The following is a 15429-nucleotide window of genomic DNA, read 5'->3' as shown; positions in this document are numbered from 1 at the left end:
CCTAGTTTGTCGCGTGGAACATTTTGCCCAAAGAGGCGGGGGCCGCTGTTCCTGCGTTTGATTTTCGAGCTGAGATTAGAACAAGCACGACGATGGTTACAATATAAGGTGACATTGAAAGATACTCGACCGGGATGTTCGCGCCTGCTGCCTGTAGGCGCAGTTGCAAGGCGCCAATGCCGCCGAACAAATAAGCACCAAGCAATACACGCTCTGGTCGCCAGCTGGCAAACACAACGATGGCGAGCGCGATCCATCCAGCGCCGGCTGTCATACCTTCGGTCCATTGGGGTACCCGAATAAGGCTAAGGTAGGCCCCGCCGAGACCCGCACAAGCACCACCAAACATAATGGCCAGTAGTCGGATTTTTACGACCTTGTAGCCCAACGCATGGGCTGCTTCGTGATTTTCGCCTACAGCCTTTATGATGAGGCCGGTTTTTGTGTGCTTTAGCACCCACCAAGTTGCAGTGACGAGGAATAAGGACAAGTAAACCATCGCATCGTGTTGAAACAATATTGGTCCTAACACTGGCAGGTCAGATAGAAGTGGCACATCCAACGTCGTGGACTGTGGCGGGCGAATACCAGCATAGGGTTGCCCAATGAGCGCGGATAACCCCAAGCCAAATAAGGTCAGTGCCAAACCTGCAGGAACTTGATTGGCTAAGAACACTTGGGTTAAAATACCAAAAACCAAAGATAGTATGGCACCGCCAACGGCTGCACCGACGAAGCCGATGATCACGCTCCCGCTTTCGACGGCAATAGCGAAGCCAGCAATGGCCCCTACGATCATCATGCCTTCGACGCCAAGATTTAAAACGCCAGCTTTTTCCACCACCATTTCACCGATTGCGGCAAACAAGAGCGGCGTTGAAACAACCATAATCGATGTGATCAACAGGATAGGATCGATTTGAGAAAGGTCCATTACACGGCCTCCGCTTGTTTTAGGCGCACTCGGAAATTGGTGAGCATATCCATCCCCAGGAGAAAGAATAGCAACATACCTTGGAACGCCTGAATGGCCGCTGCTGGCAAACCAAGGTTGGATTGGGCTATATCCCCGCCAACATATGTTAAAGCCATCAAAAGGCCGGCCAATAAAATTCCGAAGGGATGCAAACGCCCTAAAAATGCTACGATAATTGCGGTAAACCCATAGCCTGAATTAAAATCAATGCTGATTTGACCTGCGGGTCCGGCAACTTCGAACAGCCCGGCGAGACCTGCCAAAGCACCTGACGCCCCAAGACAGAAGGTAATCAGTAGATTTGGGCGCACCCCAGCAAACCGCGCGGCGCGGGGGGCTTGGCCTGTCAGGCGGATTTGATAGCCTAGGATGTGCCTGTTCAGTAGAATGTATGCACCGATAACGGCGATAAACGCGGTGATGACGCCCCAATGCATTCCGCTTCCGGCGATGATTTCAGGATTTGACGCAGCTTCATATTGTTGGAAATTGCGTGATCCGGGAAAACCATGCCCGTCTGGATTGCGCAACGCACCAAAGGAAACAGCGGAAAGAATGTGTTCTGCTACATAAACCAACATCAGGGACACGAGAATTTCATTGGTGCCGAATTTGGTTTTCAGCAGGGCTGGTATCATCGCCCAAAGTATCCCGCCTAAAGCCCCAGCAAGAACCATCAAGGGGAATATGAACCATAGATCAGCGGGATAAAACGCCAGCCCAACCCCGGCGCCAAATATCGCACCCATGATATACTGGCCTTCGGCGCCAATATTCCAAATGCCAGCGCGAAAACCTAACGATAGGCCAATCGCGATGAGGATCAGTGGCCCTGCCTTGATCAGGATTTGGGGGCGGTAGTAAAATGAAAACTCCCCGAATATCGGATCCCAGAATATAGTTCTAATGGCCTCCAGCGGGGCTTTCCCCAAAAGGGCAAACATGATCCCACCAGCAATCATGGTTAAAACAACAGCCAGGATAGGGGTCATCAAAGACCAGGCGCGCGATGGCTGCGCGCGTTTCTCAAGCGTCAACATGTGCGACCTCCATTCCGTGTGCTCCGCCCATCATCAGGCCAATTTCATCCACAGTTAACCCCTGTGCTGGTCTTGGGTCGCTTAATCGGCCTTCATTCAAAGCAGCAAAGCGATCCGAAATTTCCATTAATTCATCAAGGTCTTGGCTGATAACAATCACCGCAGCGCCTTTACTCGTAAGATCAAGTAGAGATTGCCGAATAGCAGCGGCAGCGGAGGCATCCACGCCCCATGTCGGTTGATTGACCACTAAGACATCAGGCCGTTGTAGGACTTCGCGCCCGACCACGAATTTCTGAAGATTGCCGCCTGACAAAGATCGCGCAGCGTTGCGTGCGCCAGGGGTTCTCACATCAAAGGATTCAATGACGCGATCCGCAAAGGCTTTGACAGCGTCCCATTTTAAAAATCCGCGGTGTGTTAGGTTTTCGCGGATAGCACCGGTGAGTAGGGCGTTTTCAATAAGGCTCATGTCAGGGGCGGCGGCATGGCCGAGCCGCTCTTCCGGGGCCGCTAATATCGCAAGACTGCGCCGCTCATTTGGGCCGAGGTCTCCAACTGGTTTTCCTTTAACATGGACGGCGCCTGCTTTGGCGCGGGTTTCACCGGAAAGGGCAGACAGCAGTTCGTCTTGACCATTCCCTGCGACACCGCCAATGCCTAATACTTCGCCAGCGCGAACTTCGAAGTTGATGTCTTTGAGCGACGTACCAAACGCATTTTCTGATGATACGGAAAGGTTCGATACTTTGACGATAACTTCGCCAAGGTCGCGGGCCTCACGGGTGGGAACATGGAGTGTCTCACCTACCATCATCTCAGCCATGTCACGTGCAGTCTGTTCACGCGGATTGCAGGTGTTTACAACTTTGCCCAATCTCAAGATTGTAGCGCTGTCACATAGGGTGCGAATTTCCTCAAGCTTATGAGAAATATATAAAATTGCGGTCCCTTCGGCAGATAACTTTTTGAGAGTTTCAAAAAGAATATCGACTTCCTGTGGGGTGAGAACCGAAGTGGGTTCATCCATGATCAGCAGTTTCGGGTCCTGCAATAGGCAACGGATAATTTCGACGCGCTGACGTTCGCCGGCGGATAGGTTTCCAACCATGCTTTCGGGATCAAGCGGAAGCCCGTATGTTTCGCTAACTTCGCGAATACGGCCTGCCAATTGGCGTTGGGGTGGGGGATTTTCCATCCCCAATGCGATGTTTTCGGCAACGTTGAGAGCATCAAACAACGAAAAATGTTGAAACACCATTGCCACGCCAGATGCGCGCGCCGCGCGTGGCTCAGAGGGCTCATAAGGCTGACCGCGCAATGTCATGCTGCCACTGTCGGGACGCACAAGGCCATAGATCATTTTGACCAGTGTGGATTTCCCAGCACCATTTTCCCCGAGTAACGCATGCACTTCGCCCTCTGCGATGGTGAACGAAACCTCGCTATTGGCCACAACGCCAGGATAGGCTTTGGTCAGGGCGTTGACCGTCAGTAGATTTGGGGCAGTGTCGCTCATGATGCGATCTCCTCAGCTAGGTGGCCGAAACGTTGTTCTGTAAGTAGAGAATGCGCAACACCAAGCGCGATTTCCTGCGGATGTTTTCCAAGGTGAGGATTACCGATTGGGCAGGTGATCCTGTTTATCTTTTGCTTTTTGTGGCCCAAGGCTTCTAATCGTTTTTGGAAACGTGCCCATTTGGTGGCTGAGCCAATTAAACCTAAGCTTTCAAACCTCTGACCTAATATCTGATGACAAAGATTAAGATCCAATGCGTGATCGTGCGTCAGGACCAGATGATGCGCGTGCGGTGGGGCATGTCTGACTGCTTGGGGCGGGTCCGTGGCCAAGAAGGGCGTGGTACCCTCCGGTAAACTGTCGGGCATTCTATCGGAACTGATGTCAACGAGCGTCACAGAAAATCCGGGGATTGGGCTGATTACCCTTGCGATCGCGCGCCCTACATGCCCTGCACCATAAATCCAAACAGGCGTTTTGGGATGTTGCATTGTCTCTGACAGCCATCCTTGAGTAAGGATTGGTGCATGATGACCGTGCTGTGCTTTCTGTTTCAATAAAGTTGGAATTTCGGGTGTGGCATCTGCGGCGATGGCGCGGGCAAAATACCCTTCGATTTCGCAATGGTTCTTCAATTTAATGGAAGTGAACACTTCGGTAAGTAACGTAACTGAGCCACCACAGCATTGCCCGAGTGCAGGGCCTAAGGGCACAGTGGTCAAGGTAGAGTTCTGCGTTCCCGTTAAGCAAGCACGCGCTTTTCGGGCGGCATCATATTCCAACGCTCCACCACCAATCGTGCCGCTTTGGCCGTTTTCCCAGACCAACATTGATGTGCCGGGATTGCGGGGAACAGATCCTTTGGCATCCACAATCAGGATACGGGCAATCGTTCCGTGCACTGTTGCGGCGCGTTGTATACTTTCGAGGTCAAAGCTCATGCGGATTGTTTCTGGCGGTTGACGGCATGCAAGATTGTCTCTGCCGTGGCCGGGGCATCTAAGGCGACGTATTCGTTACCATTCCCAACCGCTGCTATTGCATCAGACAACGCCAGCAAAACAGAGGCTCCATGTACGAATGGGGGTTCGCCAACGGCCTTTGATCGGTAAACTGTTGCAGCCGGGTTTTCGCCTTTCCAAAGCGCGACGTTGAAAACATCGGGCCGGTCTGAACAGGCCGGAATTTTATAGGTCGATGGCGCATGTGTGCGCAATTGTCCGCGGTTGTCCCAGACCAACTCTTCGGTCGTGAGCCAGCCCGCCCCTTGGACAAAGCCGCCTTCGATTTGACCAATATCCAAAGCAGGATTGAGAGACGCACCCGCATCGTGCAAAATGTCGGTACGCAATATCCGGTTTTCGCCGGTCAATGTGTCGATCACCACCTCTGACACGGCTGCACCATAGGCGAAGTAGAAAAAGGGCTGACCTTCGCCTTTGATCCGGTCCCATTTGATATCCGGTGTTTTGTAAAAACCAGTTGCCGACAGGCTAACGCGGTTTTCGTAAGCAAGCTTAGCGGCCTCAGCAAAGCTGTAAGTCGTTCCTGCGACAAAGACGTTCCCGTTTTCAAATAATACATCGAACGGAATAGTTTTATGTTTCTCGGCTAGAAATTCGGCGATGCGATCACGGATCGTATCACATGCATTTTGCACGGCCATGCCATTCAGATCACTGCCCGAAGAGGCGGCGGTTGCAGATGTATTGGGAACTTTGGCTGTATCCGTCGCCGTGATTTTAACCTGATCAATATCAACGCCAAATCGGCTGGCGGCCACTTGGGCCACTTTTTGAAAAAGCCCCTGACCCATTTCCGTCCCGCCATGATTAAGGTGGATTGATCCGTCTTGATACACATGCACCAAGGCGCCGGCTTGGTTAAGGTGTGTTAAGGTAAAGCTGATGCCAAATTTGACTGGGGTCAACGCAATCCCGCGTTTTAGGATTGGGTTTTCGGCATTCCAGGATTGAATTGCGCGACGGCGGGTGCGGTAATCAGATGTTTCACAAAGTTCATCAACAATGGAATTGATCACACAGTCCGTAATGGGCTGATGGTATGGGGTTGTTTGAACGTCTTCTGTTTCGTCAAAGTCTGTGTAAAAATTGGCGCGACGAACAGACAAAGGATCACGTTTGAGGTGGGTCGCGATATGATCAATCACGCGTTCAATCCCGATGATCCCTTGCGGTCCACCAAAGCCACGATAGGCTGTTGCGGATTGAATATTGGTTTTCAACCGATGGCTTTCGATCCGGGCATTGGGCAGATGATAGGCGTTGTCTGCATGCAACATGGCGCGATCGGCGACGGGTAGGGATAAATCTTGGGCCCAACCGCAACGCGTGTAATGGATAAAGTCGATCCCTTGAATGCGACCGGTATCATCAAAGCCCACGTCATAGGTGATCTGAAAATCGTGGCGCTTGCCTGTGATCATCATATCGTCATCACGGTCGTAACGCATTTTACAGGGCTTGCCAGTTGCGGATGCAATCATCGCTGTGGCAATCGCCAACGCATTACCTTGGCTTTCTTTACCGCCAAATCCACCGCCCATACGCCGGGTTTCGACGCGCACACCATGCATAGGAATATTTAAGGCATGTGCGACCTTATGTTGAATTTCGGTAGGGTGCTGGGTTGATGAATGTACAACTACTTCACCGCCTTCTTGGGGGATCGAAAGTGCGGCTTGTCCTTCGAGGTAAAAATGTTCCTGCCCCCCCATTTCGATCTGACCCTGAAGGCGATGGGGCGCATCGTCTAGAGCCTGCTTTGCATCCCCTTTAGAATAAATTCGCGGCCCGTCTTCAAACCGACTATCAGCCGATAGTGCCTCTTCTACGGTTTGAATAGATAGCTTTTTGCGATATGTAATTTCAGCTTTGCGTACGGCTTTGCGCGCCGCGAGATGGCTATCGGCCGCAACCACAAAAATAGGTTGCCCGACGTAATGGACTTCACCCGTCGAAAGCAAAGGTTCGTCATGTACCGAAGGGGAGGCATCCGGCATTGGCGACAAATCCGCTGCAGACCAGACAAGAACAACACCATCAGCACTGCGAACTGCACCTAAGTCCAAGCTGTCGATTGTTCCGCAGGCAATTTCGCTTAATCCAAAAGCCAAATGCAACGTGCCCGACGGTGTAGGTATGTCGTCGATATACCGGGCTTCGCCCGAAACATGCAAAGAACCGGAGTCGTGCGGTAAAGATTTTGCAACGCTCATGCTGACACCTCATGTATGTCCGTCGGTAGGCCCATGCTTTCGGAAAAATAGCGTTCCAGCATGTTTTGGGCCGACATTATCCGATACTCAGCTGAGGCACGCATATCACTTAGAGGGGTGTAATCTTTGGTAAAGGCTGCTTTGGCGGTCGCAATTGTTTCGGCATTCCATGGCTGATTCAATAGGGCGTTTTCGACGTGGGTTGCGCGACAAGGTGTTCCAGCCATGCCACCAAATGCAATACGGGCCGCAGATACACGCCCCTCTGCGATTAGGATGCTAAAGCAACCACAGATGGCAGAAATATCTTGGTCAAACCGCTTTGAAAGTTTGTAGCACCGCAAAGCATCGGGTTGGTGCGGGATGGTGATAGCTTCGACAAACTCTCCAGGCGCGCGGTCCTGTTTGCCGTATTCGAGGAAAAAATCCTCAAGTAAAATCGTGCGTCTTGTTTGGCCTTTGCGCAAATGTAAGCTAGCCCCCAAAGCGATTAAGGCAGGTGGGCTGTCACCGATAGGCGACCCGTTTGCAATATTCCCGCCAAGCGTGGCGGCATTGCGGATTTGCAAAGAGGCAAAGCGGCGCAACATCTCTGCGAAAGAAGGATAGAGTGGCTTTACGGCGTTTAACACGTCGGTCATCGTTGCGGCTGCGCCGATTTGCAGTCCGTTTTCGGTTTTATGAATTTCTTTGAGGTCAAGCGCACCGTTTAGAAACGCAATAGATCCTAAATCGCGTAGCTGTTTTGTCACCCACAGGCCAACATCGGTTGCCCCACCGATTAAGGTCGCTGTTGGGTGTTTTTCATACCAAGTGGCCAGAGCATCAGATGATTTTGGCCGCGCGACGGTGTCGCTTTCAATTGCGTTTTGTTGGAGAAGGCTGAGATCGTCAGCCATCCATGCTGGTGAAGGTGTTTGCCCAACGTCTTTGGCCGCGCGGATGATTGGTGCATATCCTGTGCATCGGCACAGGTTTCCGGCAAGCGTGTCGTCGTCTGCTTCTTGACCGCAGTGCTGTGCAGTCGCCATGGACATGACGAAGCCGGGTGTGCAAAATCCGCATTGTGATCCGTGATGCGCTACCATCGCGTCTTGTACTGGGTGAGTTTCGCCCTCAGGGCCCCTTAAACCTTCGACCGTGCGAACGGCCTTCCCATGAAGTTGCGGGAGAAACAGGATGCATGAATTTAGCGCGCGTGTACCATCGCGATCAGTCACCATAATCGTACAAGCGCCACAGTCGCCCTCGTTGCAGCCTTCTTTTGTTCCGGTTAAATTGCGTGTTTCGCGCAACCAATCGAGCAATGTACAATCTGGCGTGGGATTTTCCACACAGATGGGGTTTCCATTTAAGAGAAACTCTATCTGTTTCATGATGCGTCCAATGCCGCGGTCTGTTTTTGGGGATGGACCCCGCGCACACGCCCGATGCGACGTAAAGCTGTGTGCTGTTCACGTTGGAAATAGGAAAGCCCGAAAAAGATGTTCTGGCAAGTATGATTTTCTTGTTTCATGCGAAAGGTTTTTTAGCTTTTTTTAGAAAGTGGTTGATAGCCGAGTTTTGGTATTTGGTCTATAATATTGTTTTCATTGCACGCTTTGCTGTGTAGCTTCATCACAGACAAAGTTCAGGAGGTACCTATGAAACGATTTTTGACTACAATTACTGCTTTGGCAATGGTGTTTTCTGCGACAGCAGGTGTTGCACAAACGAAGGGTGGGGGCGGACAAGTTCCCGCAGCTACGGCAACGACAGATGCGCCGTCTGGTATAAACTTCGGTGATGACGCGGGCGCATTTGCCAATGATCATGAGTGCGACGACCCTCGATTTACAGGGTGGGGAACAGCATCAAGCACGAGTCAGGAAAATACGATGCATGATGCAAGCGATTGCCGTTGGTTACACAACTTAGGCGCAATTCGTCTAACTCGGGTCGCGGGTGAATCCAGCCCTCAGGAGTGCGCGATCATTAATTTCGGAGATGATCAATCCAATTGGGTTGGAAATGGCGAATGTGATGATCCACGTTTTGCAGGGCCAGCCGCCGCGCGCATTATGAACCTTGAAGATATAGGCCATGACGCGAGCGAATGTCGACAAATGTGTCAACAAGGATCGGTGTGGTTGCGTTAAATCCGTCGATAAATTTTGCAAAACCCCGCTTAACTTGGCGGGGTTTTTTGTTTGTGCTCTTAACAATGGTTTCGCTTTTGGCAGGGTGCAGATATTGTGCCGCTCATGACAACTGATCCTCGATTCATTCACCTGCGCGTTCACACCGAATATTCCCTTCTCGAAGGGGCTATGCGGATTAAAAAATTGGCTGGTCTTTGCGAAGCGGCTGAAATGCCTGCTGTTGCGATAACAGATACAAATTCGATGTTTGTCGCGCTTGAGGCATCGGTGACATTATCCGATGCGGGAATTCAACCGATTGTAGGGTGTCAGGTTGATCTGGCGTATGATCCGCCGGCGCCGGGCGAAAAGCCACGCTTTCCGGCCCCGGTTGTTCTATTGGCGCAAACTGAAGTAGGTTATGAAAACCTCATGAAGTTAAGCTCCTGCCTCTATGTGGATGCAGGGGGGGAATTGCCGCAGGTGACGCTTGGCGAGTTGGAGCAACATGCAAATGGATTGATTTGTCTGTCTGGTGGACCTGAAGGGCCTGTTGGGAAATTGCTGCAGGCGGGCCAAACGCCCAAAGCGCAGGCTTTGATGGATCGTCTAAAGGCAGCGTTTCAGGATCGGTTGTATGTTGAGCTGCAGCGTCATCCGGGCGAGGGTGGTCAATGTACAGAAGCCGAACGCGCCACGGAACGTGGTTTCGTGGAAATGGCCTATGCAATGGATTTGCCGTTGGTCGCCACCAATGACGTCTATTTCCCGAAATCTGACATGTACGAAGCCCACGATGCTTTGATTTGTATTTCTGAGGGGGCATATGTCGACCAACAAGATGATCGACGTAAGTTAACGGCGCAGCATTATTTTAAGTCGCAGCAAGAGATGATTACCTTGTTTGCTGATTTACCCGAAGCCATCGAAAACACCGTCGAAATTGCTAGACGTTGCGCGTTTCAAACCTATCGCCGCGATCCTATCCTGCCGAAATTCGCGGATAACGAAATCGAAGAACTGCGCCGACAGGCCAACGTAGGTTTGCAAAACCGTTTGGCTGTTATTCCACATGCTGTTTCGCTTGACGAGTATCAGGAACGTTTGGATTTTGAACTCGGGATTATCGAAGGCATGGGGTTCCCCGGTTACTTTCTGATTGTTGCCGACTTTATCATGTGGGGCAAAGATCAGGGTATCCCGGTGGGGCCGGGACGGGGGTCTGGCGCTGGGTCGTTGGTGGCCTATGCATTGACGATCACTGACCTTGATCCGTTGCGATATAGTTTGCTGTTTGAACGGTTCCTCAATCCAGAACGGGTTTCGATGCCTGACTTTGATATCGACTTTTGTATGGACCGTCGCGAGGAGGTAATCCGTTATGTGCAAGAGAAATACGGTCGCGATAAAGTTGGGCAAATCATCACTTTTGGTGCGCTGCTGTCAAAGGCGGCTGTGCGTGATATTGGGCGGGTTTTGCAGATGCCCTATGGGCAGGTTGATCGTCTATCAAAACTGATCCCGGTCGAGGGCGTGAAGCCTGTTTCGATTGCCCAGGCCTTAAAAGATGAACCCCGCTTGCGTGAAGAAGCGCGCAACGAAGAAGTGGTTGAGCGGCTTTTGAATTACGGTCAACAGGTCGAGGGCCTGTTGCGGAATGCATCAACTCACGCGGCTGGCGTGGTGATTGGGGATCGTCCGCTGGATGCGTTGGTTCCACTGTACCAAGATCCGCGCTCTGACATGCCGGCAACTCAGTTCAATATGAAATGGGTTGAACAGGCTGGTCTCGTTAAATTTGACTTTTTGGGGTTAAAAACCCTGACGGTTATTCAAAATGCGGTGGATCTGATCCACACGTCAGGGCGCGAAATTCATGTCGCGCCGGATGGCGTTGAATTGTTCGCACCGCCAAAAGGGGCCGAAGGGGACATAAACGCGATTCCGCTAGATGATCCGCTGTCTTACGAACTGTATTCCGATGCGCGTACGGTTGCTGTGTTTCAGGTGGAATCTACGGGCATGATGGATGCGCTTAAGCGCATGAAACCAACCTGCATTGAGGATATTGTTGCGCTCGTGGCGCTCTATCGTCCGGGTCCGATGGAAAATATCCCGACCTATTGCGAAGTCAAAAACGGGTTGCGCGAAATTGAATCCGTGCATCCTTTGATCGACCATATTCTGGCCGAAACGCAGGGCATTATTGTTTATCAGGAACAGGTGATGCAGATCGCGCAGGTTATGGCGGGATACAGCCTTGGCGGCGCGGATTTGCTGCGCCGTGCGATGGGTAAAAAAATCAAAGAAGCGATGGATGCTGAGCGTCCAAAATTTGAGAAGGGGGCCTCTGAAAACGGCGTTCCTAAGAAAAAAGCCTCTGAAGTTTTCGACCTTCTTGAAAAATTTGCGAACTACGGCTTCAACAAATCTCACGCGGCGGCTTATGCCGTTGTCTCTTATCAAACTGCTTGGCTAAAGGCGAACCATCCCGTCGAATTCATGGCGGGTGTGATGAACTGCGATATCCATTTGACGGATAAATTGGCAGTTTATTCCGATGAGGTGCGCAAACCTGTTGAACGCGATGGCTTGGGTATTGAAATTATCCCACCTTGCGTAAATCGGTCATTGGCGACGTTTAGCGTTTCTAAGGGGCGGGTTGTTTATGCCTTGGGCGCGTTGAAAAACGTAGGCGTTGAGGCGATGCGTCTTGTTACAGAAGGGCGCAAAGTTGATGGTGTCGATAAACCTTTTGCCACGCTTTTCGATATGGCACGTCGGGTCGATCTGAAGCGCGTTGGCAAACGGCCTATGGAAATGCTGGCACGGGCAGGCGGGTTTGACGAACTCGACCGTAATCGCCGTAAAGTGTTCGAAAGCCTTGACGCATTGGTTAGTTACTCTGCGGCCATTCATGAACAGCGCGCGTCTAATCAGGTGTCGCTCTTTGGCGAAGCTGGGGATGATTTACCAGAGCCGCGCCTGTCACCCGTGTCTGATTGGATGCCTGCAGAACGGTTGGCTGAGGAATTTAAGGCAGTTGGTTTTTATCTATCTGGCCACCCGTTGGATGATTATGTTCCGGCGCTTAAGCGTAAGAAAGTCGTTATGTTGGCTGAGTTGGAAAACAGTGCCAAAGGCGGTGCAATGATCGCAAAGCTGGCTGGTACGATTGCCGGATGTCAGGAACGTAAATCGGCGCGCGGCAACCGTTTTGCCTTTGCGCAGTTGTCGGATCCGACCGGTGGATATGAGATTACTATTTTTTCGGACACATTAGAAAAATGCAGGGATCATTTGGTTACGGGGAACAATGTTGTTGTGACCGTAGAGGCCACAGTTGAATCCGATCAGTTGAAATTGCTAGCGCGCTCTATTTCCCCCGTTGATACAATCGTTGCGGATGCAGGTTCTATGGGATTGAAGGTCTTCATTGACAGCGCAGAAGCCTTTCCTGCGGTGGCGTTTGTTTTGGAACAATCCGATGCGCGATCAAAAGGACCGGTTCGTTTTTGCCTAATGGATCAGGATTTACCAGGAGAGGTGGAAATGGTGTTGGAAAACGACTATCCCATTAACCTTCAGGTCAAGTCAGCTATCAAAAGCCTTGGCGGTGTTGTGATGGTTGAGGAAATATAAATGCGCTTGCGTGGGCTTGTTTTTGTAATGCTGCTGTCGGGTTGTTTTAACCGGGCCGCGGATTTGCCGCTACTGTCTGAAACCGATGTGGAGGTTGATGCGCCAACCGCAGAACTCGCAGCTTCGGAAACAGAGCCGCCCTCGCTCTTTGGTCGGTTGTTTGGCCGCGATGATGTTGCCGAAGAAGAGCAAGACCAACCAGTCCCGCAAAATGAACAGACTGAGGATAGTACTCCTGAAGAAAATGCGGATGTATCCGAGGCCGTTGAAGAGCCCGCCAGACGCGGTGGGTTGTTTGGATTTTTTCGTCGCAACGCTGCGCCGATCGCCATAGAGACAGAAGCCGAGGCGCAATCTGAAACCGTGACCGAGCCCGATGTGCCGGAGTTACAAGAAGAAGTTGTAACCGAAACTACCGAAGACTCTGAGCTTTCAATAGAGCCCGCTGAGCCAAGTGATGCAGAAGACGCTGCTGAAGTCGAAACGCCACGCCGTGGATTGGCTGCACTCTTTGCGCCTCGGGCTTCGATGGCGCCAAACCCCATGGATGAGCCCAATGCAGGACTGGAATTTGGCACAGTCGGGCGTGTGTGTGCTGTACGAGGGGCTGAATTGGGACAAGAAGTCGATCGTTACCCAGATGCGCGTCGGGGATATCGGTTGTTTGATACAAACCCCGGATCACTTGAGCCGCGTGTTTTTCACATCACAGGATTTGAAGATGGCTGCGCACGCCGGGTCACAGGCGCAATTGCATTGTTAGGTTCACCTGCCGTGCATGAAGCTGTCCGCTATTCACAGGCACAATCAACGGTGCCTTATTCCGTCGTCGACGAAGCCTATGAAAACGTAAGGCGTGCCACATGCCGGGCGCGGCGCGGTCTGCCGTGTCCTGATGCACGGATGGCGGGTTTACAACGCTCAACCGGCTTTCTGCATCTTTATGGTCATTTCGGACAAAGCGACAGATGGATGGAAGTGCTTCTCAGCGATGGCGATGTGGTCGCATACGGGGTTGTTACCCGTTAAAGCTACCAATGCGGAGGGGGCTGATCTGCCATCGGAATAGAGCCTCCGGTTTCCATTTCGCGAGAGGCTTCGCGCTCCATCAACATGCGGACGCGGTTGGTCAATAGCGTAATTTCTTTTTCCTGCCGGGCCACGACATCTGAAAGCTCTTCAACAGAACGAGTCAGGTGCGCAGTCAATTCTTGCAGTTTCATAAGATCATCAGACATAAGGCCGTGATAGAGCCTGCCTAATCCATAGGCAAGGGTGCCTTATGTGCGCGCATATTTATTTCCTTGGGTGAAATCGGTGCTTTCCGGGTCACTTGGCTTGCCCCGAGGGGCGCGACCGGATACACCGCCCGCGATGAGACCCAAAGGGACAGAACCCATGGCTAAGATAAAAAAACAACCCCGCCCTAAGGCCGAAGCGCCAAAAGGATTTCGCGATTACTTTGGTACCGAAGTAACCCAGCGCAAAGAGATGCTTGATGCGATTGCGGATGTTTATCATCATTATGGGTTCGAAGCGCTTGAAAGCTCTGCTGTGGAAACGGTCGAAGCTTTGGGGAAATTCCTTCCAGACGTTGATCGCCCGAATGAGGGTGTTTTCGCTTGGCAAGAGGCTGATGAGGAAGCCAAGGGCGATTGGATGGCTTTGCGGTATGACCTGACAGCGCCGTTGGCGCGGGTTTACGCGCAGTTTCGAAATGATCTGCCGACGCCGTATCGCCGGTACGCTATGGGCCCTGTTTGGCGCAATGAAAAGCCTGGCCCAGGCCGGTTCCGTCAGTTTTATCAATGTGACGCAGATACCATCGGTGCGCCAAGTGTTGCCGCGGATGCTGAGATTTGTTCAATGTTGTCTGATACGCTGGAAACCGTTGGAATTCCGCGTGGCGATTATTTGGTGCGTGTGAATAACCGTAAGGTTTTGAACGGCGTGCTGGAATCTATGGGGCTGTCAGAAGATGCCGGAGCGGACCGTGATGCCGTTTTGCGCACGATTGATAAATTTGACAAGGTCGGTGAAAACGGCGTGCGTGAACTTTTGACCAAAGGCCGTTTGGATGCCTCTGGAGCCTATATTGACGGGGTTGGTTTGTCCGCTGATCAAGCTGAACCAGTGATCGCGTTTTTGACGTCTAAAGCTGCTGACGCGGCTGGTACATTGGCCAATTTGCGCGCCGCGATTGGCGGTTCTGCGATCGGGGCCGAAGGTGTGAACGAACTTGAAACCATCGCTGAATTGGTTGGGGTTCAAGGATACGGGCCGGATCGGATCGACATTGATCCATCAGTCGTACGCGGCCTTGGCTATTACACTGGCCCGGTTTTTGAGGCTGAATTGACCTTTGAAATCCTCGATGAAAAAGGGCGGGCGCGTCAGTTTGGTTCTGTGTCTGGTGGGGGCCGTTATGATGATCTCGTGAAGCGGTTCACGGGACAATCTGTTCCGGCAACTGGTGTTTCTATCGGTGTTGACCGTTTGCTTGCTGCGCTTCGCATGAAAGGGCGTGTTGGTGGTACCTCACGCGGTCCAGTGGTTGTGACAGTTATGGACCGTGATCGTATGGGCGATTACCAAAGCATGGTCGCTGAATTGCGCAACGCTGGTATCCGGGCAGAGGTTTATCTGGGCAATCCGAAAAACTTTGGCAATCAACTTAAATATGCTGACAAACGCAACTCTCCGGTCGCTGTAATCCAAGGCGGTGACGAGGCTGAACGCGGTGTTGTTCAAATCAAGGATTTGTTTTTGGGCGCAAAAATCGCCGAAAGTGCAAGTTTGGAAGAATGGAAAGCGCAGCCCGCACAGTCCGAAGTTTCTCGTGGAGATATGGTTTCTGAAGTGCGCAGAATCCTCGCTGGATCAGAAAGCTAAGC

Annotated in this window: 11 protein-coding genes; 4 read left to right on the top strand and 7 right to left on the bottom strand. The window is 51.8% G+C overall.

Annotated elements, in window-relative coordinates:
- Position 1: 1 nt before the first annotated feature.
- The 6 genes from G9C99_RS08285 to xdhA are packed head-to-tail and all read right to left on the bottom strand — an operon-like array spanning position 2 to position 8149.
- Complete coding sequence (locus G9C99_RS08285) at positions 2–934, bottom strand: ABC transporter permease (protein ID WP_166416971.1); 933 nt, start codon at positions 932–934, stop codon at positions 2–4.
- Positions 934–2016: an ABC transporter permease gene (locus G9C99_RS08280; RefSeq protein ID WP_166416970.1), complete on the bottom strand. Its 1083-nt coding sequence runs from the start codon at positions 2014–2016 to the stop codon at positions 934–936. The genes G9C99_RS08285 and G9C99_RS08280 overlap by 1 nt, the downstream gene beginning before the upstream one ends.
- Complete coding sequence (locus G9C99_RS08275; RefSeq protein ID WP_166416969.1) at positions 2003–3535, bottom strand: ABC transporter ATP-binding protein; 1533 nt, start codon at positions 3533–3535, stop codon at positions 2003–2005. The genes G9C99_RS08280 and G9C99_RS08275 overlap by 14 nt, the downstream gene beginning before the upstream one ends.
- Entirely contained in the window at positions 3532–4476 is a 945-nt protein-coding gene (xdhC, locus tag G9C99_RS08270; RefSeq protein WP_166416968.1) for a xanthine dehydrogenase accessory protein XdhC, read from the bottom strand. The genes G9C99_RS08275 and xdhC overlap by 4 nt, the downstream gene beginning before the upstream one ends.
- Positions 4473–6773, bottom strand: a complete 2301-nt coding sequence (xdhB, locus tag G9C99_RS08265; protein ID WP_166416967.1) for a xanthine dehydrogenase molybdopterin binding subunit — start codon at positions 6771–6773, stop codon at positions 4473–4475. The genes xdhC and xdhB overlap by 4 nt, the downstream gene beginning before the upstream one ends.
- Positions 6770–8149 (bottom strand): xanthine dehydrogenase small subunit, encoded by a 1380-nt coding sequence (gene xdhA / locus G9C99_RS08260; protein WP_166416966.1) that lies wholly within the window; start codon positions 8147–8149, stop codon positions 6770–6772. Before xdhA ends, xdhB begins: the two co-directional genes overlap by 4 nt.
- A gap of 267 nt (positions 8150–8416) precedes the next feature.
- Between xdhA and G9C99_RS08255 the strand changes: the two genes are divergently transcribed.
- From G9C99_RS08255 to G9C99_RS08245, 3 genes are all read left to right on the top strand, one after another.
- Positions 8417–8911, top strand: coding sequence for a hypothetical protein (locus G9C99_RS08255; protein ID WP_166416965.1), 495 nt, complete (start codon positions 8417–8419; stop codon positions 8909–8911).
- A gap of 105 nt (positions 8912–9016) precedes the next feature.
- Positions 9017–12535 (top strand): DNA polymerase III subunit alpha, encoded by a 3519-nt coding sequence (gene dnaE / locus G9C99_RS08250; protein WP_166416964.1) that lies wholly within the window; start codon positions 9017–9019, stop codon positions 12533–12535.
- The gene (locus tag G9C99_RS08245; protein WP_166416963.1) at positions 12536–13564 is read left to right on the top strand and encodes a hypothetical protein; all 1029 of its coding nucleotides are present in this window, start codon (positions 12536–12538) and stop codon (positions 13562–13564) included.
- A 2-nt stretch (positions 13565–13566) separates the two neighbouring features.
- Here the strand turns inward: G9C99_RS08245 and G9C99_RS08240 are convergent, their stop codons facing one another.
- On the bottom strand, positions 13567–13773 hold the full coding sequence (locus tag G9C99_RS08240; protein ID WP_166416962.1) for a SlyX family protein: 207 nt from the start codon (positions 13771–13773) through the stop codon (positions 13567–13569).
- A 160-nt stretch (positions 13774–13933) separates the two neighbouring features.
- Here G9C99_RS08240 and hisS point away from each other — a divergent pair, with 160 nt between their 5' ends.
- Positions 13934–15427 (top strand): histidine--tRNA ligase, encoded by a 1494-nt coding sequence (hisS, locus tag G9C99_RS08235; protein WP_166416961.1) that lies wholly within the window; start codon positions 13934–13936, stop codon positions 15425–15427.
- Positions 15428–15429 lie beyond the last annotated feature (2 nt).

Origin of the sequence: Cochlodiniinecator piscidefendens (assembly GCF_011326755.1) — a bacterium.
GTDB classification, from domain to species: Bacteria; Pseudomonadota; Alphaproteobacteria; order Rhodobacterales; family Rhodobacteraceae; genus Cochlodiniinecator; species Cochlodiniinecator piscidefendens.
The sequence above is the reverse complement of the archived record's forward strand: the minus strand, read 5'-3'. Positions and strand labels throughout refer to the sequence as shown.

Bases quoted from the DNA above. Each gene is read 5' to 3' on its own strand.
- G9C99_RS08285 (WP_166416971.1), bottom strand. From the start codon at position 934: ATGGACCTTTCTCAAATCGATCCTATCCTGTTGATCACATCGATTATG.
- xdhC (WP_166416968.1), bottom strand. From the start codon at position 4,476: ATGAGCTTTGACCTCGAAAGTATACAACGCGCCGCAACAGTGCACGGA.
- G9C99_RS08275 (WP_166416969.1), bottom strand. From the start codon at position 3,535: ATGAGCGACACTGCCCCAAATCTACTGACGGTCAACGCCCTGACCAAA.
- xdhB (WP_166416967.1), bottom strand. From the start codon at position 6,773: ATGAGCGTTGCAAAATCTTTACCGCACGACTCCGGTTCTTTGCATGTT.
- hisS (WP_166416961.1), top strand. From the start codon at position 13,934: ATGGCTAAGATAAAAAAACAACCCCGCCCTAAGGCCGAAGCGCCAAAA.
- G9C99_RS08240 (WP_166416962.1), bottom strand. From the start codon at position 13,773: ATGTCTGATGATCTTATGAAACTGCAAGAATTGACTGCGCACCTGACT.
- xdhA (WP_166416966.1), bottom strand. From the start codon at position 8,149: ATGAAACAGATAGAGTTTCTCTTAAATGGAAACCCCATCTGTGTGGAA.
- dnaE (WP_166416964.1), top strand. From the start codon at position 9,017: ATGACAACTGATCCTCGATTCATTCACCTGCGCGTTCACACCGAATAT.
- G9C99_RS08255 (WP_166416965.1), top strand. From the start codon at position 8,417: ATGAAACGATTTTTGACTACAATTACTGCTTTGGCAATGGTGTTTTCT.
- G9C99_RS08280 (WP_166416970.1), bottom strand. From the start codon at position 2,016: ATGTTGACGCTTGAGAAACGCGCGCAGCCATCGCGCGCCTGGTCTTTG.
- G9C99_RS08245 (WP_166416963.1), top strand. From the start codon at position 12,536: ATGCGCTTGCGTGGGCTTGTTTTTGTAATGCTGCTGTCGGGTTGTTTT.